The sequence below is a fragment of the Pseudomonas sivasensis genome, from assembly GCF_052938085.1.
In genome coordinates this window covers 1920305-1939177 of record NZ_CP176442.1, presented here as the reverse complement: position 1 = coordinate 1939177, position 18873 = coordinate 1920305, and the positions used below count along the sequence as shown (strand labels likewise).

At 61.2% G+C, this 18873-nt stretch carries 18 protein-coding genes and 1 pseudogene; 7 read left to right on the top strand and 12 right to left on the bottom strand.

The genetic code is table 11. The annotated features are described in order from the left end of the window. Positions 1–3: 3 nt before the first annotated feature. The 4 genes from ACKZ62_RS09040 to ACKZ62_RS09025 all read right to left on the bottom strand — a co-directional run bounded on the left by ACKZ62_RS09040 (position 4) and on the right by ACKZ62_RS09025 (position 4143). Entirely contained in the window at positions 4–2061 is a 2058-nt protein-coding gene (locus ACKZ62_RS09040) for a methyl-accepting chemotaxis protein (protein ID WP_032885884.1), read from the bottom strand. A 335-nt stretch (positions 2062–2396) separates the two neighbouring features. Continuing rightward, positions 2397–2687: a DUF3144 domain-containing protein gene (locus ACKZ62_RS09035; RefSeq protein WP_032885886.1), complete on the bottom strand. Its 291-nt coding sequence runs from the start codon at positions 2685–2687 to the stop codon at positions 2397–2399. 39 nt (positions 2688–2726) lie between these two features. Beyond that, complete coding sequence (locus tag ACKZ62_RS09030; RefSeq protein WP_447096558.1) at positions 2727–3419, bottom strand: tRNA (adenine(22)-N(1))-methyltransferase; 693 nt, start codon at positions 3417–3419, stop codon at positions 2727–2729. A gap of 13 nt (positions 3420–3432) precedes the next feature. Next, positions 3433–4143: a FadR/GntR family transcriptional regulator gene (locus tag ACKZ62_RS09025; protein ID WP_032885889.1), complete on the bottom strand. Its 711-nt coding sequence runs from the start codon at positions 4141–4143 to the stop codon at positions 3433–3435. A 339-nt stretch (positions 4144–4482) separates the two neighbouring features. Between ACKZ62_RS09025 and ACKZ62_RS09020 the strand changes: the two genes are divergently transcribed. Then, a complete protein-coding gene (locus ACKZ62_RS09020; protein WP_447096557.1) occupies positions 4483–5844 on the top strand; it encodes an MFS transporter in 1362 nt (453 codons plus the stop codon). A 19-nt stretch (positions 5845–5863) separates the two neighbouring features. After that, the gene (gene gudD, locus ACKZ62_RS09015; protein WP_447096556.1) at positions 5864–7189 is read left to right on the top strand and encodes a glucarate dehydratase; all 1326 of its coding nucleotides are present in this window, start codon (positions 5864–5866) and stop codon (positions 7187–7189) included. Between the two features lie 173 nt (positions 7190–7362). Here gudD and ACKZ62_RS09010 read toward each other — a convergent pair. From ACKZ62_RS09010 to ACKZ62_RS08975, 8 genes and pseudogenes are all read right to left on the bottom strand, one after another. After that, a pseudogene (locus ACKZ62_RS09010) lies at positions 7363–7554 on the bottom strand (addiction module antidote protein); the annotation flags it as partial. Beyond that, on the bottom strand, positions 7555–8706 hold the full coding sequence (gene argE, locus ACKZ62_RS09005) for an acetylornithine deacetylase (protein WP_032885892.1): 1152 nt from the start codon (positions 8704–8706) through the stop codon (positions 7555–7557). Beyond that, positions 8703–9380, bottom strand: a complete 678-nt coding sequence (locus ACKZ62_RS09000; RefSeq protein ID WP_032885893.1) for a DUF1028 domain-containing protein — start codon at positions 9378–9380, stop codon at positions 8703–8705. Before ACKZ62_RS09000 ends, argE begins: the two co-directional genes overlap by 4 nt. A 9-nt stretch (positions 9381–9389) precedes the next feature. Further along, a complete protein-coding gene (locus ACKZ62_RS08995) occupies positions 9390–10121 on the bottom strand; it encodes a class II aldolase and adducin N-terminal domain-containing protein (RefSeq protein ID WP_447096555.1) in 732 nt (243 codons plus the stop codon). A gap of 50 nt (positions 10122–10171) precedes the next feature. Then, on the bottom strand, positions 10172–11002 hold the full coding sequence (locus ACKZ62_RS08990; protein WP_095185651.1) for an ABC transporter substrate-binding protein: 831 nt from the start codon (positions 11000–11002) through the stop codon (positions 10172–10174). A 27-nt stretch (positions 11003–11029) separates the two neighbouring features. Beyond that, positions 11030–11902 (bottom strand): phytanoyl-CoA dioxygenase family protein, encoded by an 873-nt coding sequence (locus tag ACKZ62_RS08985; RefSeq protein WP_032885895.1) that lies wholly within the window; start codon positions 11900–11902, stop codon positions 11030–11032. A 27-nt stretch (positions 11903–11929) separates the two neighbouring features. Continuing rightward, on the bottom strand, positions 11930–13447 hold the full coding sequence (locus tag ACKZ62_RS08980) for an amino acid ABC transporter permease/ATP-binding protein (RefSeq protein WP_099603097.1): 1518 nt from the start codon (positions 13445–13447) through the stop codon (positions 11930–11932). A 263-nt stretch (positions 13448–13710) separates the two neighbouring features. Beyond that, positions 13711–14685 carry a LysR family transcriptional regulator gene (locus tag ACKZ62_RS08975; protein ID WP_032885896.1) on the bottom strand — a complete coding sequence of 325 codons (975 nt, stop codon included), beginning with the start codon at positions 14683–14685 and terminating at the stop codon, positions 13711–13713. A 183-nt stretch (positions 14686–14868) separates the two neighbouring features. Between ACKZ62_RS08975 and ACKZ62_RS08970 the strand changes: the two genes are divergently transcribed. The 5 genes from ACKZ62_RS08970 (at position 14869) to ACKZ62_RS08950 (ending at position 18726) form a co-directional block, all read left to right on the top strand. Next, entirely contained in the window at positions 14869–15297 is a 429-nt protein-coding gene (locus tag ACKZ62_RS08970) for a RidA family protein (RefSeq protein ID WP_032885897.1), read from the top strand. After that, entirely contained in the window at positions 15294–16274 is a 981-nt protein-coding gene (locus ACKZ62_RS08965; RefSeq protein ID WP_081797656.1) for an NAD(P)H-quinone oxidoreductase, read from the top strand. Before ACKZ62_RS08970 ends, ACKZ62_RS08965 begins: the two co-directional genes overlap by 4 nt. A 13-nt stretch (positions 16275–16287) precedes the next feature. Beyond that, positions 16288–16728 carry a type II 3-dehydroquinate dehydratase gene (locus ACKZ62_RS08960; protein WP_032885898.1) on the top strand — a complete coding sequence of 147 codons (441 nt, stop codon included), beginning with the start codon at positions 16288–16290 and terminating at the stop codon, positions 16726–16728. Positions 16729–16807: 79 nt separating this feature from the next. Then, positions 16808–18061 carry a flavin-containing monooxygenase gene (locus ACKZ62_RS08955; protein ID WP_032885900.1) on the top strand — a complete coding sequence of 418 codons (1254 nt, stop codon included), beginning with the start codon at positions 16808–16810 and terminating at the stop codon, positions 18059–18061. Positions 18062–18189: 128 nt separating this feature from the next. After that, positions 18190–18726: a hypothetical protein gene (locus tag ACKZ62_RS08950; RefSeq protein WP_447096554.1), complete on the top strand. Its 537-nt coding sequence runs from the start codon at positions 18190–18192 to the stop codon at positions 18724–18726. Positions 18727–18873: the final 147 nt, after the last annotated feature.

The window sequence follows — 18873 nt, the reverse complement described above, 5'->3', positions numbered from 1 at the left end:
CACTCAGCTCAAACGAAACCGCGCGGTGTTGTCACTCAACGCCTGGCTGCCCTTGCTCAAGGTGTCCGCCGCCCGGTTGACCGCTCGCGCGCCATCCAGCAAACGTCCTGCCGCCTGATCGACTTGCTGGATGTTGCCGCTCACTTCGTCCGCCGTCGCCGCTTGCTCTTCCACCGCTGTGGCGATTTGCGCCAGGGTGTCGGTGACGTTCTGCACCGCGCCGGCAATCTCGCCCAAGCGCGTGCCCAGGCCGGTGACGGACTCGGCGTCGGTCAATGCTTGCTCGCACGCGGCGCCCATCAGCGTAACGGCCTGGCTCACGGTCGCGCGCAGGCTGTCGACGGTGCCGGCGATCTGCGCCGTGGAGGCCTGGGTGCGTTGGGACAGACTGCGCACTTCATCGGCCACCACCGCAAAGCCCCTGCCCTGCTCGCCGGCGCGAGCTGCTTCGATGGCCGCGTTGAGTGCGAGCAGGTTGGTCTGCTCGGCAATGCCGCGAATCGTGTCGACCACCGACTGAATCTGCTGCCCCTGCTGACTGACTTGCTGCAAAGCATCAGCCGTATCGGTAAGGCGTTGGTTGAGTTGCTGGATGCTGGCCGTGGTGCGTTGGCTGTCGCGGCTGCTGTCTTCGGCGATGCGTCGTGTTTGCTGGGCACTGCCCGACGCTTGTTCACAGCTTCTGGCGACGCCCATGGACGTCGCGGCCAACTGCGTAGCGGCGGCGGCGATCTGGCTGATTTGATGCTGCTGGTCTTCGACTTCGCTGAGGGTACTGCCCGATTGCGAATTGAGGGTGAGGACCGCTGAGCCGAGCTGCTGGGTTTCGTGGTTGACCCCCAGCAGGCTGGTGCGCAATTGCACCACCGCCACGTTCAGCGCGGTGCTGATCAGTGCCAGCTCGTCCCGCCCTTCCACCGCCACTTCGACGCACAGGTTACCGTCGCGCAAGGATTCGGCCAGGGTGGTGATGCCTCTTGCGCTGCGCTGTATGGAGGCTTGCAGGCACATGAACAGGTACAGCGCGGCCAGGGCCAGCACGCCGAAGGTCATCGCCAGAGGAATGAAGCGTTCGTTCGCGTTGCGGTGGTAGTAGCTCAAGCGCTCGTCCAGGGAGGTCAGCGACTGCACACGCAGTGCGCTGAGCGAACCGAGCATGGCGTCGACACTGCGCTCGAAACCGGCGGTATCGAGCTTGATGGTGCCGCCGAAGACGCCGTCGTCCAGCACTTTAAGCTCGTTATCCAACAGTTGCAGGCTGTTGTCGTACTGCGCAGTCCAGGGCTCCATGCCGTCGAATTGCTTGGCCTTGAGCGCAGCCGCCGCCTTGGCCAACTGGTCGCGCGCGTCGCCAATGCGGCTGCGCAGGTCGCGCATCTGCAAACGGCTTTGCAAGGTGAACTGCCCCGAAGCAATGGACGACTGCCCGACGCCCGCCATACGACCGATACGCTCGATCAGGTCTGGCGTCTGCTGTGTGCCCATCTGCATGAGCATGTAGGTTTCCAGCCAGGGATCGAGGATCAGCCCGGCGTCCAGGGTGATCTGTTCGCGCAGGGTTTGCATCGCGCTCAGCGCCGAGGTGAAACGGTCGTAGCCATCCGGCCACCAACCCACGGTGCGCAGCGAAGCGGAGTCCATGCCTTTGACGGTGGCCTGCAACGCCTCGTAGCGCGCGAGGATGTCGGCGCTGGCGTTCTGCGCTTTGAGCTCATCGCCCAAGGCTTGCAGGCTTTGCTGGATCAGCGGGAAATTCGTATCGACCTTGTCCATCGCCGCCTTCGCCGCCGGCGTCGGCGCGTGCAGGATGTCCGCCGCTTTCCAACGCGCGGCCAGGTTGCGCTGAGCCGTCAATTGACCGTCCAGTGCATCCAGGGCCAACAGTTGGCGCACGCCGGACTGCTCGGTGGAAATCACGCCTAATTTATCGCGATAGTCCTGGCCGATCATCCAGAGGCTCCCAGCCAGGGGCAGCATGAACAGGAAAAACAACACTTGGAATTTGCGCGCAAACCCCATACGTCCGAGCAGGCGGATACCGGGTGATAACAAGCTGTGCATGTCCGACTACTCCCTCAAACAACCCACGTGGTGCACGGTGGGCCAAGCCGTGAAATGACTAACGGCAAAGTGCCATGTCATTGATTAGCTTGGCTCTAGCAAGATACGGGCCGCTGACCAACAGCCCTGAAACAGGGCGGGCGGCACGCTTTTGGAGCCGATGGAGTGCTCGAAAATGGGGCAAAAGCACTCAGTGTTGGCAAGACTGCTGTAACCGCCGGAGACGACTGGCCCAGGTGCAGTCCAGAACACCTTTATTCACAGGCATCCTATCGGCAGCAAACCAGCCAAACTTGAAGGGCGCCGCGCTTTATGTGAGAGGCAGTGAGCAATGACTATTTGGCCTGCATGTAGCGACTGAAGTTCTTGATGTGATCGTCCAGATTGTCCTCAAGCATCAACCGATACTGATCACAGAAATACTTGAGCATCGCCTCGCGCTCCTCGGCCATGTGCTCACCGGACTTGAAGTTGCGTGCGCACGCCCAGGCGTTGAACCGCGTCGTGCCGAACATCATTGAAGCGCTGACTTGGCCGAGGTCTTCGAAGGTTTTCAGCTGTTCGTTCGACAGTTCGATGTGCGCGTCGGCGCGATCGTAGAAGGCGTGGTCGGTAGCGTCTGCCATTGCGGGGTTCCTGATTTATCACGGTTGAATGGGTGTGTATCAAGCCAGCAGTGTGAGCATCCACCGGATCTGCTGGCTAATCTCTTGGAGCTTCGCCTCGGGCACCGCCTGCGCACGCTCAAAGGCAGCCAAGGTCTTCTGCTTCAGGCGTAACGCGCGCTGCCACTTGCCCAAAAACACCGGGCTACGGGCCTGCATCAGTAACGGGCCGAAGAACAGTTGTTCGGCGGTATACACCACAGGGTCTGCGCGCTCAGCGACGATGATTTCGTAGTAAAAGCGGTTTTCATGCAACAGCTCTTCGCTGACGATGCGATAGCCATTGCGCATTAACCAAAGGCGCAGCGGTTGCTCACCGCCATTGGGTTGCAGGATCAGCCGCTCAGCGCCGCTCAGGTGGGCTTTGCCGGCCTCAAGGATGTCGCGGATCGTCTCGCCGCCCATGCCGCAGAGGCTGATGGCTGTAATGCCGTCACGCGCTTCGATGGCCGCCAAGCCATCGGCCAGGCGCACAGTAATCTGCTGCTCCAGGCCATTGGAGCGCACGGTCCGTTCGGCTGCCTGGAACGGTGTGGTCGCGACCTCTCCCGCCAGCGCCGCGTCGATCACGCCACGGCGCACTAACGCCACCGGCAGATAGGCATGGTCCGAGCCGATATCGGCCAGACGCGCGCCATTCGGCACATGCGCTGCCACGCGCTCCAGGCGCATGGACAAGGTGTGTTCGTTCAACCTGTGTTCCTTATCATTCCCCGGAAAATCGATCCCGGCTGTTAGTCAGATGCAACACCATGGCGGCGCGTGCGGCGTCCGGATCCTGGCGTTTGATCGCATTGAAAATCGCCTCATGCTCCAGGTTCGCCAATTGCCCGAGTTTGGCAAAGTCCGCCCCGCCACGTTCGTCCACCTTCACCTGAGTGCGCGGAATCATCGCGTTACCCAGGTGCAACATGATTTCGGTGAAGAAGGTATTGCCGGTGGCTTCGGCGATCTGTTGGTGGAAGCGTTTGTCCTCTTCCACGCAGCTGTCGTTGTTGGCGAGAGAGGCCTGGTAGTCGTCCAGTGCTTCGCGCATGTGGGCCAGTTGAGCATCGGTGCGACGCAGTGCAGCCAGCGCCACCGCTTGCACCTCCAGGCCCAGGCGCAGTTCCAACATGTTGCGCACGCTGGCGACCGTGTCCACATGCAGGCGCAAGCCTTGTTGGGCGCTCTGCTCCAGCACAAAGGTGCCGATGCCGTGACGCGTCTCTACCAGCCCCGAAGCCTGCAACTTGGATAGCGCCTCGCGCACCACCGTCCGGCTGACGCCATGCTCCAGCACGATGGTGGATTCCGACGGCAGCTTTTCGCCGGGTTTCAACTGACCGAGCAGGATGCGCTGGGTCAGGGCGTCGACCACGCCCTGGGCCAGGTTGGTGGAGCGTTTACGCACGGGGGTTGGGGTTTCATTGGGCATTACTGCAAGTCCACGGGGTTGGGCTGGAGCGAGCTTAACACCCAGACAAAGGACGCCGCCGAGGTTGATTGAAAAACCATCCAGCTTGTATGACATCCAATCTGATGGCGGACTCGCTCGACGGTTACCGTCACCTTCAATACGGTGGCATTTCAACGCCTAAAACCCGGACAAAACCTCAATAAACATTGGCTAATAACAAAAAAATCATTCCAGCAACGACCTTATAAACACAAAAACATCAATCACTGGATTGCGAATTCCAGAAATCCACTTGTATGATGTCTATCAACAAAACACGCAAACCCGCATAAAAATAATCAGGGGGAGTTTTGAATTGTGAACAATTCAAGCCATGCATCTGCCGCTCCACACAGTGATCCGGTCCTCGCGCGCGCCGTGCGCAAAGTGAAGAGCCATGTGCTCCCACTGTTCGTGATCATGTTCATCCTCAACTACATCGACCGGGTCAATATCGGCTTTGTGCGCACGCACATGGAGCACGACTTGGGCATCGGCGCAGCGGCCTATGGGTTCGGTGCCGGGCTGTTCTTCATCGGTTATGCCCTGTTCGAAGTGCCCTCCAACATGCTGCTGCAAAAGGTCGGCGCGCGTATCTGGCTGACCCGCATCATGTTCACCTGGGGCATCGTCGCGACGATGATGGCCTTCATCCAAAACGAAACCCACTTCTACATCCTGCGCTTTCTGCTGGGCGTGGCCGAAGCCGGCTTCTTCCCAGGAGTGATCTACTACTTCACACGCTGGTTGCCGGGCGCAGAGCGCGGTAAAGCCATTGCGATTTTCCTCAGCGGCTCGGCGGTGGCCTCGTTGATCTCTGGCCCGCTGTCGGGTGTGCTATTGCAGATCGAAGGCTTTGGCTTCCACGGTTGGCAATGGATGTTCGCCATCGAAGGCCTGGCCTCGGTGGTGATCGGTTTCTTCGTGTGGTTCTGGCTGGACTCCAAGCCCCACGACGCCAAATGGATGACTCGCGAAGAACAGGACGCACTGGTCGGCGCCATCGACGAGGAGCAACGCCAGCGTGAGGCGCTGACCAGCGTCAAACCGACCCTTGGCAAGCTGCTCAAGGACCGCCAGATCCTGCTGTTCTGCGGCCTGTACTTCTGCATCCAACTGACCATTTACGCGGCGACATTCTGGCTGCCGAGCATCATCAAAAAGATGGGCGACTTGAGTGATGTGCAGGTGGGCTTCTTCAACTCGATTCCGTGGCTGATCTCGATCATCGCCATGTATGCCTTCGCATCGCTGTCGGGAAAGTTCAAGTTCCAACAGGCCTGGGTCGCGGCGGCGCTGTTGATTGCAGCGGCCGGCATGTTCATGTCCACCACCGGCGGGCCAGTGTTTGCCTTTGTGGCGATCTGCTTTGCGGCCATCGGGTTCAAGTCGGCGTCTTCGCTGTTCTGGCCGATCCCCCAGGGTTATCTGGATGTACGCATTGCCGCTGCCGTGATCGCGCTGATCAACTCCATCGGCAACCTGGGCGGCTTCGTTGCGCCGACCACTTTCGGCTTTCTGGAGCAGACCACCGGCTCGATCCAAGGCGGCCTCTACGGCCTGGCCGGTACCTCAGTGCTGGCGGCGATCCTGGTGTTTTTCGCCAAGACCGCGCCCTCTGCCCCATTGACGTCGCCAGACGTAGCGCCAACCGGCGCGGCCCTCAGCAAACCTCTTTGAGCCTCTTTAGGAATTTGCCATGAATACTCCAGTCGTCACCCACTTCCAGGTCATCCCCGTCGCCGGCCACGACAGCATGCTGCTCAACCTCAGCGGCGCCCACGGGCCGTTTTTTACCCGCAACATCGTGATTCTCAAGGACAGCTCGGGCAACACCGGCGTTGGTGAAGTGCCCGGTGGCGAACGCATCCGCGAAACCCTGGAAGACGCCCGCAGCCTGGTGATCGGCCAACCCATCGGCCAATACCAACGCATCCTCAACCAAATGCGCAGCACGTTTGCCTCACGGGATTCGGCTGGTCGTGGCCTGCAAACCTTTGACCTGCGCATCACCATCCATGCCGTCACCGCGATGGAGGCCGCCCTGCTCGACCTGCTGGGGCAGTTCCTCGAAGTGCCGGTGGCCGCATTGCTCGGCGAGGGCCAGCAGCGTGACGCGGTGAAGATGCTCGGCTATCTGTTCTATGTGGGCGACCGCAACGCCACCGACCTGGCCTACCGCAACGAGGCGGACAGTGACGACGAGTGGTTCCGCCTGCGCCATGAAAAAGCCCTGACCGCCGAAGCCGTGGTGCGCCTGGCCGAAGCCGCCAAAGCCAAATACGGCTTTAACGACTTCAAACTCAAGGGCGGCGTTTTAAGCGGCGACGAAGAAATCGAAGCCGTCACCGCCCTCGCCGAACGCTTCCCCGATGCACGCATCACGCTGGACCCGAACGGCGCCTGGTCGCTCAAAGAAGCCATCCGCCTATGCCGCGATCAACACCACGTGCTCGCCTACGCCGAAGACCCCTGCGGCGCCGAAAATGGTTACTCGGGCCGCGAAGTCATGGCTGAATTCCGTCGCGCCACGGGCCTGAAAACCGCCACCAACATGATCGCCACCGACTGGCGCGAAATGGGCCACGCGATCCAGTTGCAATCGGTGGACATCCCCCTGGCCGATCCACACTTCTGGACCATGCAGGGCTCCGTGCGCGTGGCGCAGATGTGCAACGACTGGGGCCTGACTTGGGGATCGCACTCCAACAACCACTTCGACATTTCCCTGGCGATGTTCACCCAAGTGGCCGCCGCCGCACCGGGCGACATCACCGCCATCGACACCCACTGGATCTGGCAGGACGGCCAACGCCTGACCAAGGAGCCGCTGAAAATCGAAGGCGGTTATGTGAAGGTACCCGCCAAGCCTGGCCTGGGCGTGGACATCGACATGAACGCCGTGGCCAAGGCCCACGAGGTGTACAAAGGCATGGGCCTTGGCGCACGGGATGACAGCGTGGCGATGCAATTTTTGATTCCGGGGTGGAGTTTTAACAACAAGCAGCCTTGCCTGGTGCGCTGAAGAGCTGGGTTCTAAGGGAGGCCCGACCACCAAAACACAATCAATCCAATGTGGGAGGGGGCTTGCTCCCGATTGCGGTGTATCAGCCAGAAATGTATCGACTGACACTCCGCTATCGGGAGCAAGCCCCCTCCCACAGGGGGCCTCGGTGTTTTCAGGGTTGTGGTCGCTCGCTAAACCACGTGGCAGGGTTTACCGGCCGCAGCCCGCTTTGCTCTGGCGGTTTTCTTGCTTGCCACCGCCGCAATCGGCTGCACCGTCAGTTCCACGCCTAACGACAGCATCAGTTTCTGAATCGTCTCATAGCGCGTTTTAGAACCGCCTTTCAGCGTTTTATACAGGCTCTCGCGATTTCCCCCCGCCGCCTACGGGCGCACGAACGCAAGCACCCGCTCCAGCATTCGGTCACAGGCCTCCAGTTGTTCCACGCTGATAAATTCATCCGGCTTATGCCCCTGCTCCATGCTGCCCGGCCCGCACACCACGGTGGGAATGCCAGCTTGATCAAACAACCCGCCCTCGGTGCCAAACGCAACCGTGCCGAAGTCTCGCGAGCCACAAAACTGCGCGATCCATCCGGCGGCCTGGCTGTCCAGAGAAGTCGCCAGCCCCGGGTAGCTGGACAGCTCGCTGATACTGATCGCGCACTGCCCGTTCACCGCCTGCATCGCGGGCAGCAGAGTCTGTTCGGCATAGGCGCGTAACTGCTGCGCCACCTGCCAGGGATCCTGGGCTGGCAGCGCGCGCACTTCAAAATCAAACGTGCAATTCTGCGGGACGATATTCAACGCCTTGCCGCCGTTGACCAGTCCGGTCTGAACCGTGGAAAACGGCGGATCAAAACGTTCATCCAGATGCCGCGGTGCCTTGAGTGACTCGCCGAGCCGCACCAGCTCACCGATCAACCGCGCGGCATATTCGATGGCATTCACCCCGGACGGCGCATACGCCGAATGGCAGGCCGCGCCATGCACGTCACAACGCATCGCCAACTTGCCCTTGTGGCCGAGCACCGGCTTGAGTTCGGTGGGTTCGCCGATCACACACAGCAACGGCTTGACCGCCTGCCCATGAAAACGCTCAAGCAACGAACGCACGCCGAGGCAACCCACCTCTTCGTCATAGGACAGCGCGATATGCACCGGCATACGCAGCGGCGCCTGTACCAACGCCGGCACCAACGCCAACACGCAGGCGATATAGCCCTTCATATCGGCGGTACCACGCCCGTACAACTTGCCGCCTTTCTCCGTCAGCTCGAACGGCGCCACGCTCCAGCGCTGGCCGTCCACCGGCACCACATCGGTATGCCCGGACAACACGATGCCGGGCACATCAGCCGGGCCGATGGTCGCCAGCAGGTTGGCCTTGCTCTTGTGTTCGTTGTAGACCAGCTCGCAGGTCACACCGTGGTCCTGCAAATAGGTGCGCACACAGTCGATCAAGGCCAGGTTGGATTCGCGACTGGTGGTGTCGAAGCGCACCAGTTGCGCCAGCAGGTCGCGACTGCTGGTCATCGGTCATCCCCTGGTACCGCATAGCCGGGAGCAATGTGCGGGTTGAGGGCGCGGTCGATGTAGTCCTGCAATTGCGGGCGATAGGCCTGCCAGAGTTTGTCGAGCGTGCCGATAGGGTCTTTATCCGCCCAATCGACGCGCAGGTTGACGATGGGCCAGAGCACGTCGTCGACCACCAGCAGCGCCGCCGAATGCACTGGCCCCGCCTCGCCGCCTTCAGCCACCGCCGTGTGCATCGCCGCCAGCAGTCGGTCGGCAAGGTGCCCCGAGGCCTGTTCGAAAGCCCGCACCATGGCGCCAATCACGCCTGGATTGGCCAGCATATTCCCCGCCGCCACACACTGTTCACCACTGACCGCCGCGTGAATCCCCAAGGTCTGCGCACCGCTGAAGTGCGCGGTACGGCCTTGGCGGTCAATCACCGTCACCTGGCGATAATCACTGTGCTCCTGCCCTGCGAACACTGCCGCCAGCGCCTCACTCGGCGCCATGCCCTGCTCCAATAAATCCAGCACTTGCGGCCCCAGGCTCGGCAAGGTGATGTTCTGCGACGCTACCGCGCCCACACCCGCACGCAGCCAGGGGCAACGCGCCCCCACGGCAATGCTCGACGAGCTGATCGCAATGCCCAACTGGCCGGTCTCGGCGCAGCGGGCGACAACGGAAAAGGTCATGGGCGTTCCTCAATCGAGTACCGAGGGGTCGGCGTCGATCATCATTTGCTTCATTTGTTCAAAATGCCGGCGTGAGAAATCCGCGATGCCTTCCCAACTCCGCGCAGTTTTCTCCGCCACTTCATCGGACAACAACCGCAGCGGCTGCCCGGTGGACCAGGCCGTCACGAGGATCTGGCAAGAGCGTTCCAGGGTCCAGATATCGTCAAAGGCTTCACCGATGGACGCAGCGGTCACCATCACGCCGTGGTTACCCATCAACAGCCGGGTTTTGCCATCAAGCAGGCCGGCCAGGCGCGCGCCTTCCGCCTCCGTATCGGCCATGCCGCCGTAGAGTTCATCCACCGCCACGCGGTTGAAATAGCGTGCGGTGTTCTGGTCGATCGGCGGGATATGCGGCGTGGCCAGGCACGCCACCGCGGTGGTGTACACCGGGTGCAAATGCAGCACGGCGCGGGTGTGCGGCAGCAGCCGATGGATCTGCCCATGGATCGACCAGGCCGTCGAATCCACATTTTGGTTGTCGGCACAGGCGGGATCGTCCGCGTTCAACAACACCAGGTCGCTGGCGCGAATACGCGAGAAGTGCTTCCACTTCGGGTTGAGCAAAAACTGTTTGCCATCGGCCGACACCGCGGCGCTGAAGTGGTTGGCCACCGCTTCATGCATGCCTAGGTGGGCGATGATGCGAAAGGTCGCCGCCAGGTCGATGCGTGTCTGTTCTTCGAGGGATAACGCCATGGATCGGACTCCTCTGAGCGCGACCGCAAGGCTGCGGCCGCGCGGTAGGGTTACTTCGGCATCAGCGCCGCGAGGTCGGCCTCAGTCGGCGCCTCGAAGTTGTACTTCTTCAGCAAGGCCGCGTATTCAGGCGTGGCGCGGTATTTCTCCAGACCGTCGAGCAAGGCTTGCTTCACCGTGTCATTGCCCTTCTTCACACCGAAGCCGTTCAGCACCGGATAGATCAGGGTGTCGGAGGAAATCACCACGCGGCTACCGAGCTTGTCGATCACACCGCGGGCCACGGCGGCGTCGGTAATTTGCGCTTCCACCGCGTGGGCCAACAGGGCCTGGGTGGTTTGTGGGTCAGTGCTGTATTCGCTGATCAGGATCGGCTTCAAACCCTTGGCCACGCAGTACTCGGCCGACAGCTTGTTCATCTGCGCCAGCCACGAGGTAGCGCCCATGGAGCCGATCTTGTGGCCGCAGAACTCTTCCGGAGTCTTGGGCTGGAAAGCGCTGTCCTTGAGGGCCAGGATCGATTCGCCGCTCTTGAGGTAAGGGATCATGTCGATGACCTTGACCCGCTCGGCGGTGATGTACATCGACGAGTTGGTCACATCGAAACGCCCGGCTTGCAGGCCGGTGATCAAGTTGGGGAAGCGCGTGTCGAGGGTCTCGACCTTGCGGCCCATGACCTTGCCCAGGCCGTCCATGAACTCGATATCAAAGCCCGCAGGCTTGTTGTTATCCATGTACTCATAGGGGAAGAAAGTCACGTCGGAACCGGCGATGATCTTGCCTTCCTGCTGGAACGCCGAAGCCGCCAACGAGGTCATTGCAACCGCAGCGCCCAGCAGGCACACGGCAAGGGGGCGAACACTGTTACGAAACGCTGTCATGGTCATTACCCGCAAGGTTTTAGGAGGTTAGGCAGTGGCAGAATCTTGTCCGGCCTGTTGCACGAAGAACGACGCACCACGGGGTTTCTGTGGCAGGCGCATATGGTTGTTGGTGGAACGCACCAAGCCACTTTCTTCACCGGCCACCAGCAGGCCGGCGTGTGTACTGGGCAACGGGTTTTCGCCGAATGGCAGCGCGTCTTCAGCGGCATAGACGCTGATGAACAGGGTGCGCGGCAGTTCGGTCTCATTAGGGCTGGAAGCATGCAAAAGACGCGTGTGCATAAAGCACACGGAACCGGCCGGGCCGTAGCAGGCGACCGGATGCTGGCAGTGTTGCGCGACCACGGCATCGTCCACCGAACCGGTGAAACGCTGATCCTGCCAGTGCGACCACAGCGGGCCTTTGTGGCTACCGGGGATCACATTCAGCGGGCCGTTCTGCGGGGTCACTTCACTGACCATCAGCAACGCGGTGACGATGTCGTCGTTGCTGTGGGGCGTGAACAGGAAGTCCTGGTGCCACTTCACCTGTGTGGCGGTGTGGGGCAGTTTCGAGTTGATCTTGCTATGGTGAAAACGCGCGCCGCTGGCGCCGACCAATTGCGCGGAAATCGCCGCCATGCGCGAGTGCAACGCCACGCGCTGATACGCCGGGGAAATCTCGGTGGGCGAACTCACCCGGCGCAACGACGGGTGATCGGCGCGGTGGTCACCCTCCAGGTCAAAGCGCGCGCGGCCATCCACGGTGGCGCCCCAGCCTTGGTCATGGCTGCGGCTCTCTTCTACCCACTGGTCGAAGTCATGCTGCAGCGCGGCCACTTCGTCCAGCGACAACACGCCTTCTACCACCAGGAAGCCGTCGCGCTGGAATTGTTCGATGTGTGCTTGCTCAATCATGTTGTTTTTTCCTGAACGTTAAAGAGATCACGCCAGCGAGACGTCCTTGAGGAACGCCTCCACGCGTGGGTTCTGGCCGCGGCGCAACACCTCGGGCGTGTCATCGCAGACCACACGCCCCTTCTCCATAAACACGATCCGATCAGAGACCTTGAACGCGAAATTCATCTCGTGCGTGACGATCACCATGGTGATGCCCTCCCCGGCCAGGGCTTCGATCACCTGCAGCACTTCATTGACTTTCTCCGGGTCAAGGGCCGAGGTGGGCTCGTCGAACAGCATGATTTGCGGGCGCATCATCAAGGCGCGGGCGATGGCCACGCGTTGCTGCTGGCCGCCGGACAACTGGTGCGGGTACTTCCAGGCATGGTCGAGCATGCCGACCTTGTGCAGCAGCGCGTATGCCTGTTGCTTGAGCGCGTCGGTGCGACCCAGGCGGTGGTACTTCGGCGCCATCAGCAGGTTGTCGAGCACGCTCAAATGCGGGAACAGGTTGAAGCTCTGGAACACCATGCCGATGTTCAGGCGATGCTCGGCGTGCTCGATGTACTGGGGCTTTTGCGCGCCCACCTTGTTCAGGTGAATGAACGGCAGGCCATTGATATGAACCTCACCATTGTCCAGTTGCTCGAGGCCGTTGAGCAGGCGGATCAGCGTGGTCTTGCCGGAGCCCGACGGGCCGATTACCGACACCACTTCACCCGGCTGAATCAGCAGGTTGACCGAACCCAGCACCTCGATGTCGTTGTAGGCCTTGTGCAACCGCGAGGCTTGCAGCGCCGCTGCGCCGTTACTTTCCGGGCGTTGCAGGGCGGTGCGCTGTTGGGTAGCCAAGGCCAGCACGTGTGCATCCGGCACGCGGGAGACATTGCGCTGGTTGACGTCGAGAAAGCGCTCCAGGCGTTTGAGCAAAAAGTCGAACACCGTGACGATAAACACATAGAAGAACGCCACCGCCGCCATGGTTTCGATCACCAGGAAGTTCTGCGAGTACAGGCGCTGGCCGACCATCAGGATCTCGGTCAGAGAGATCACCGACACCAACGAGGTGAGCTTGACGATGGAAATGTATTCGTTGGCCAGCGACGGCAACGCCACACGCAGCGCCTGGGGGATCACCACGCGCCATTGGGTACCGAAAAACCTCAGCCCCAACGCCCGCGCCGCTTCGCCTTGGCCCTTGGGAATCGAGAGCAAGCCACCGCGATGGATCTCGGCCACATACGCCGTTTCGCAGATCACCAGCGCCAACAAGCCGGACCAGAACGGGTCGGCCAGCACCGCCGAGGTGCCCGGCAATGCCTGGGGCAAGTTGTAGATAAAGATCAGCAGCACCAACAGCGGCAGGCTGCGGAACAACCAGATATACCCCCGCGCCGGCACGCTCAGCAGGCCATGCTTGGACTGCTTGGCCAGCGCCAGCAGAAAGCCCAGGCCGATGCTCAACACCCAGGTCAGGGTACTGAGCTTGATCACCGTCCACGTCGCACGCCAGAACTCGGCATCAGCCAGCAAACCAAACATGTAATTCCAGTCGAATGTCATCGTCGCTGCGCCTTGCAAAAAATGAAGTGGGTCTGCCTCGATGGGATGAGAGTCGTGGCGGCGGGGTCTTGGGGTCAATTCGTAAAAGCCGGGGCACTGGGTAGGCAGAACCTATGCAGTCCTGAGCGAAGCAAAAATCCACTGTGGGAGAGGGCAAGCCCGCTCCCACATTTGCCCTGCTGTGTTCTGGAGAGAGCATGCACTGGCCGAAATGGTGCGCGTCTGAATTCGCCTCCCCGCCCACGCCATCTATTGGTGCAATCTCAGCTCACATCACTCAACACCCGCACCGCATGCGGGTCAAAAAAGCTCGGCGGCGCCATGCCGGGGATGTACTGGTCGGAGACAAACATGCGGCAGCGTTCGGCAAACGCCGACACCACACGGGACAACTGGGTGTTGCTCGCCGTGGCGTAACCCAGCTTCATCGGCCGATGTGTACCGGCCAGGCGCAGGCGGATCACGCGTTTGCCGTCCTGGGACATATTCGATTTGGGCCGCGCGTTCGCAAACGAATAGCCAATGCCATTGCCGACCATGGCGCGCACCGTTTCGAGGTTGGTGGAACGCATGATGATGTTCGGCGTGGTGCCCGCCTGGATGAACAGGCTGAGGAAATAGTCGCGGCTCCAGGGCGTATCCAGCAGCACCACCGGGTAGGCCTCGAGGTCTTGCATGCTGACCGCGGGCAAGCTCGCCAGCGGGTGATACTCGCCCACCATCACATACGGCGGCAGGTGCGCGAGGGGTTGGAAGTCGATATCCGGACTGGTCACCAGGTCGTAGGTCAGGGCGATATCCAGTTCGCCACTGCGCAGTTTTTCCAGCAGTTCCTCATGATTGCCTTCGGCCTGGGTCAAGCGCACACCGGGGAACGCACGGCCGAAACCGAATACCAATTCCGGCGTGATCATCGGCGCCAGCGACTCCAGGCATCCGACCCGCAATGGCCCGCGCACGGTGTTCAGTGACTCCGAAGCGATGGTGTAGAGGTTGCTCATCTGCTCCAGGATCTGCTTGGCCTCCAGCATCACCAGACGCCCCACCGCCGTGAGGGAAATGCCCTGGGCGTGGTGGCGGATAAACAACTGGATGCCCAACTCAGCTTCCATATGGGTGATCGCCGCCGAGATCGACGGCGACGACACATGAATGCGTTCGGCCGCAGCACTGATGCTGCCCGCCTCTCCCGACGCGACGAAATACTCCAGTTGACGCTGAGTAATACGACTGAGCATGACGCCTGCCCCTCAACAATGACTGTACGGCGAGCGTTGCAGGGTTCGTGCCGGGTCATGGGCGAGCCGATGAGTTACAGGGGCTTCGGTTTTTCCTAAGCACTACCCCGCGCAAATGCTGGTTTCGCCCGAGAGGGGGCGATGTGAAGCTGGTTTCATCCCGCTTACGACGAGCCCTTCGATATGCCTACCCACACCCGCATCCGCATGTTCAACACCAAACAGACTTATCCCAACCAGGCGCTGGACAACGACCTGTGCCAGGCCGTGCGCGCCGGCAACACCATCTATGTGCGCGGCCAGATCGGTACCGATTTCGACGGCAACCTGATCGGCCTCGGCGACCCGCGCGCCCAGGCCGAACAGGCGATGAAGAACGTCAAGCAACTGCTCGAAGAGGCGGGCTCGGACCTGTCGCACATCGTCAAGACCACCACTTATTTGATCGACCCGCGCTACCGCGAGCCGGTGTACCAGGAGGTCGGTAAATGGCTCAAAGGTGTGTTCCCGATTTCCACCGGCCTGGTGATTTCCGGCCTGGGCCAGCCGGAGTGGCTGATGGAGATCGATGTGATCGCCGTGGTGCCGGACGACTGGACCGTATCCGTATGAAAGCGGTGATTGCCCGTGAGCCCGGTGGCCCTGAAGTGCTGCAGGTGGTGGAACGCCCTGTGCCGGCTTTGCAACCCGGTGAGGTGCTGATTCGCGTCGTGGCGGCCGGGGTCAATCGCCCCGACCTGATGCAACGCAGCGGCTCAGCAATCCCACCCGGCGTTACCGATGTGCTGGGCCTGGAAGCGGCGGGCATTGTGGTCGCGGTGGGCAGCCGCGTGGATGAATGTGCGGTGGGCGATCGCGTGATGGCCTTGCTCAACGGCGGCGGCTACGCCGAGTACTGCGTGGCCCAGGCGGCGCACTGCCTGCCGGTGCCGGCGGGATTATCGCTGCACGCTGCCACTGCGGTTCCGGAAGCGGCGTTCACGGTGTGGCACACCCTGTTTGAGCTCGGGCGCCTGCGCAGCGGCGACAGCGTGCTGATCCACGGCGCCGCCAGTGGCGTCGGCAGCTTTGCCGTGCAGTGTGCGCAGGCTGCGGGGGCGCGGGTGATCGCCACCGCAGGCGGCCCGCAAAAGGTCGCGATGCTGCAAGCGCTGGGTGTATGGCGTGCGATTGACCGCCATTTGGAAGACTTCGTCGCGGTGGTGCACGACTGCACCCAAGGACGCGGCGTCGACGTGGTGCTGGATAACGTCGGCGGCCCCTATGTCGCGCGCAATCTGGCGGCCATGGCCATGGGCGGGCGGCATGTGAGCCTGTCATTCCTGCAAGGCGCGAACATCGAGTTGGACTTGCAGGTGCTGATGCGCAAAAACCTCAGCCTCACCTCCTCCACCCTGCGCCCCAAAAGCCACGCTGAAAAAGCCCGCCTGGCGGCGTGTATCCGCTCGCGCGTGTTGCCCTGGCTGGCGGCCGGTGTGGTGCGTCCACAGATCCACGCGCAGTTGCCCCTGTCTCAAGCGGCCGATGCCCATCGCCTGCTGGAAGCCAACGCCAACGTCGGCAAAGTCGTGCTGACCGTCGCCGAATAACCTGGAGCCCGTCATGCCCCACCGCGTGTACTTCCTCAATGGCCCTAATGCCAACCTCTACGGGCTGGACAAGCACGGCACCTACGGCAACGAAAGCTTCGCCAGCATCGAAGCCCGCTGCCAACGCCACGCCGGCGAGTTGGGCCTGACCCTGGACTTTCGCCAAAGCAACCACGAAGGCGTGCTGGTGGACTGGATTCAAGAGGCGCGCCTGAACAGCGACGCCCTGGTGATCAATGCCGCCGGCCTCAGCTACAGCTCAGTGCCGATCCTTGACGCGCTGCTGGCCTTCGGCGGCCCGATCATCGAAGCGCACATGAGCAATATCTGGAAGCGCGAGCGCTTTCGGCATCACTCCTACGTGTCCAGGGCCGCCACCGGTGTGATCGCCGGGCTGGGGGCGTTGGGATATGAATTGGCGCTGACGGCGGTGGCCGAGTTGCTCAAGCCTTAAATGCGAACTCGAAAACACAGCAGACCCAATGTGGACCCTCGGTGTTGCTAATAAACCTCTTACTTTCCAGGAAACGCCAATGACCGTCGAAACCATCAACACCCTAGTAGTCGGCGCAGGCCAGGCCGGCGTCGCCATGAGCGAACACCTGTCCCTGATGGGCGTGCCCCACATCGTGCTCGAACGCCACCGCATCGCCGAACGCTGGCGCTCCGAACGCTGGGACTCCCTGGTCGCCAACGGCCCCGCCTGGCACGACCGCTTCCCCGGCCTGACCTTCGAAGGCCTCTCCCCCGAAGCCTTCCCGCCCAAAGAACGCATGGCCGACTACTTCGAAGCCTACGTCGACAAACTCCAGGCTCCGGTGCGCACTGGCGTAGAAGTGCAACAAGTAGAGCGCCACCTCGGCCGCCCCGGCTTCAAAGTCACGACCTCGGCCGGCGTGATCGAAGCCACCAACGTCGTCGCCGCCACCGGCCCGTTCCAACGCCCCTCAATCCCCAACATCGTCCCCACCACCGCACCGATTCACCAACTGCACTCGTCCACCTACAAAAACCCCGGCCAACTCCCCGAAGGCGCCGTACTCGTAGTGGGCGCCGGCGCCTCAGGCTCACAAATCGCCGAAGAACTGCAAAAGGCCGGCAAAACCGTGTACCTCTCCGTCGGCGAACACTATCGCCCACCCCGCGCCTACCGCAGCCGCGACTACTGCTGGTGGCTGGGCGCATTGGGTTTGTGGGACGAAGTCAAAATCCAGCCGAAGAAAAAGCACGTGGCGTTTGCAGTGAGTGGCTATGAAGGCGGCAAGACCGTCGACTTCCGCCGACTGGCGCACCAAGGCATTCACCTGGTAGGCGTTACCCAGAATTGGGAGGACGGCGTCATGACCTTCCAACCGGGCCTGGCCGAAAACGTGGCCGAAGGGGATCGTGCGTATTTTGATGTACTGCGTGATGCGGATGCGTATATCGAAGCCAACGGCCTGCCATTCCCGCTGGAACCGCAAGCCTGGGAACTGCTGCCCGACCCGGAGTGCCTGCTTGATCCGATCCTCAGCCTCAACCTGGCTGAAGCCGGTGTAACCACCATTCTCTGGGCAACCGGCTTCAAGTTCGATTTCAGCTGGTTGAAGGTGGATGCGTTTGATGAGAAAGGCGAGCCGTTCCACAAACGCGGAATCTCGGCGCAAAGCGGCGTTTACTTTTTGGGCCTGCCGAATCTGGTGAACCGTGCGTCGTCGTTTATCTATGGGGTGTGGCACGACGCGAAATACGTGGCGGACCATATCGTGCTGCAGAACGAGTACAAGGCCTACAAGAAGCCGGAGTAAAGGGGGAGCCGGTGAGGCGGCAAACGATAGAGATGGGGCCCAAGGAAAACGTCCTACACAGCCGCTTCACTTTGCGTAAAATGCGAGCCGTTCTCGATCAGGAAAACTCAACCCAGGATGGGTAACGCTTGAAACCGCTTGACACCCACGCGCCAAAACACGCCGACACGGCCATCACACGACTTAAGCTCAAAGACCAACTGGCCGTAGACCCTTACAAGGGATTGGCATTGCTGGAAAGCACCCTCCTCTGTTTGGTAACGACGGCCCTTATGCTGTTCGTTGCACAAAGCGTCGGCATAACCGACACATTCAAGAGCAACGTCCTCTATAGCGGCACACTGGGCGCATGTATAGGCGCGACGTACTGGATGTACCACGACGCGGCACTTTCCGAGTGGAGCATTGCCCGGCATATCAGCCCCACTGCACTGCAAAACGCGATGCTCGCCTTGAAGTATTCCGAGACGCAGGAAGGCGTTTACTACCCGAAAAAATGCATGTTCACCCCATTCCATCGGTGCGATTCAGAGCGGATCACGCTCACCACACTGGATGGGGGGTACGCGCTTCGCAGGCCCCTATTTCAAGCTGAAAGCGCTGTCGGCCAGGCTGATGGAGCAGGAAGGGATTTGAATCAACCGGACTTGGCCATTCCTACCTAACGAGCGATGGCACTTGGCCAAAGCACTGAAATGGCGACTTTTCTGACGACAAGGACGTAGGCAGTGATGACCACGCCGGCCATCCTGCATGCCCTGTTTGCGTTTTTTGCGCCATTTGAGGCTTGGACATCTTCGTCCTTGGCTGGG

Bases quoted from the DNA above. Each gene is read 5' to 3' on its own strand.
- ACKZ62_RS09040 (WP_032885884.1), bottom strand. From the start codon at position 2,061: ATGCACAGCTTGTTATCACCCGGTATCCGCCTGCTCGGACGTATGGGG.
- ACKZ62_RS09035 (WP_032885886.1), bottom strand. From the start codon at position 2,687: ATGGCAGACGCTACCGACCACGCCTTCTACGATCGCGCCGACGCGCAC.
- ACKZ62_RS09025 (WP_032885889.1), bottom strand. From the start codon at position 4,143: ATGCCCAATGAAACCCCAACCCCCGTGCGTAAACGCTCCACCAACCTG.
- gudD (WP_447096556.1), top strand. From the start codon at position 5,864: ATGAATACTCCAGTCGTCACCCACTTCCAGGTCATCCCCGTCGCCGGC.
- argE (WP_032885892.1), bottom strand. From the start codon at position 8,706: ATGACCAGCAGTCGCGACCTGCTGGCGCAACTGGTGCGCTTCGACACC.
- ACKZ62_RS09000 (WP_032885893.1), bottom strand. From the start codon at position 9,380: ATGACCTTTTCCGTTGTCGCCCGCTGCGCCGAGACCGGCCAGTTGGGC.
- ACKZ62_RS08995 (WP_447096555.1), bottom strand. From the start codon at position 10,121: ATGGCGTTATCCCTCGAAGAACAGACACGCATCGACCTGGCGGCGACC.
- ACKZ62_RS08990 (WP_095185651.1), bottom strand. From the start codon at position 11,002: ATGACAGCGTTTCGTAACAGTGTTCGCCCCCTTGCCGTGTGCCTGCTG.
- ACKZ62_RS08985 (WP_032885895.1), bottom strand. From the start codon at position 11,902: ATGATTGAGCAAGCACACATCGAACAATTCCAGCGCGACGGCTTCCTG.
- ACKZ62_RS08980 (WP_099603097.1), bottom strand. From the start codon at position 13,447: ATGACATTCGACTGGAATTACATGTTTGGTTTGCTGGCTGATGCCGAG.
- ACKZ62_RS08975 (WP_032885896.1), bottom strand. From the start codon at position 14,685: ATGCTCAGTCGTATTACTCAGCGTCAACTGGAGTATTTCGTCGCGTCG.
- ACKZ62_RS08970 (WP_032885897.1), top strand. From the start codon at position 14,869: ATGCCTACCCACACCCGCATCCGCATGTTCAACACCAAACAGACTTAT.
- ACKZ62_RS08965 (WP_081797656.1), top strand. From the start codon at position 15,294: ATGAAAGCGGTGATTGCCCGTGAGCCCGGTGGCCCTGAAGTGCTGCAG.
- ACKZ62_RS08960 (WP_032885898.1), top strand. From the start codon at position 16,288: ATGCCCCACCGCGTGTACTTCCTCAATGGCCCTAATGCCAACCTCTAC.
- ACKZ62_RS08955 (WP_032885900.1), top strand. From the start codon at position 16,808: ATGACCGTCGAAACCATCAACACCCTAGTAGTCGGCGCAGGCCAGGCC.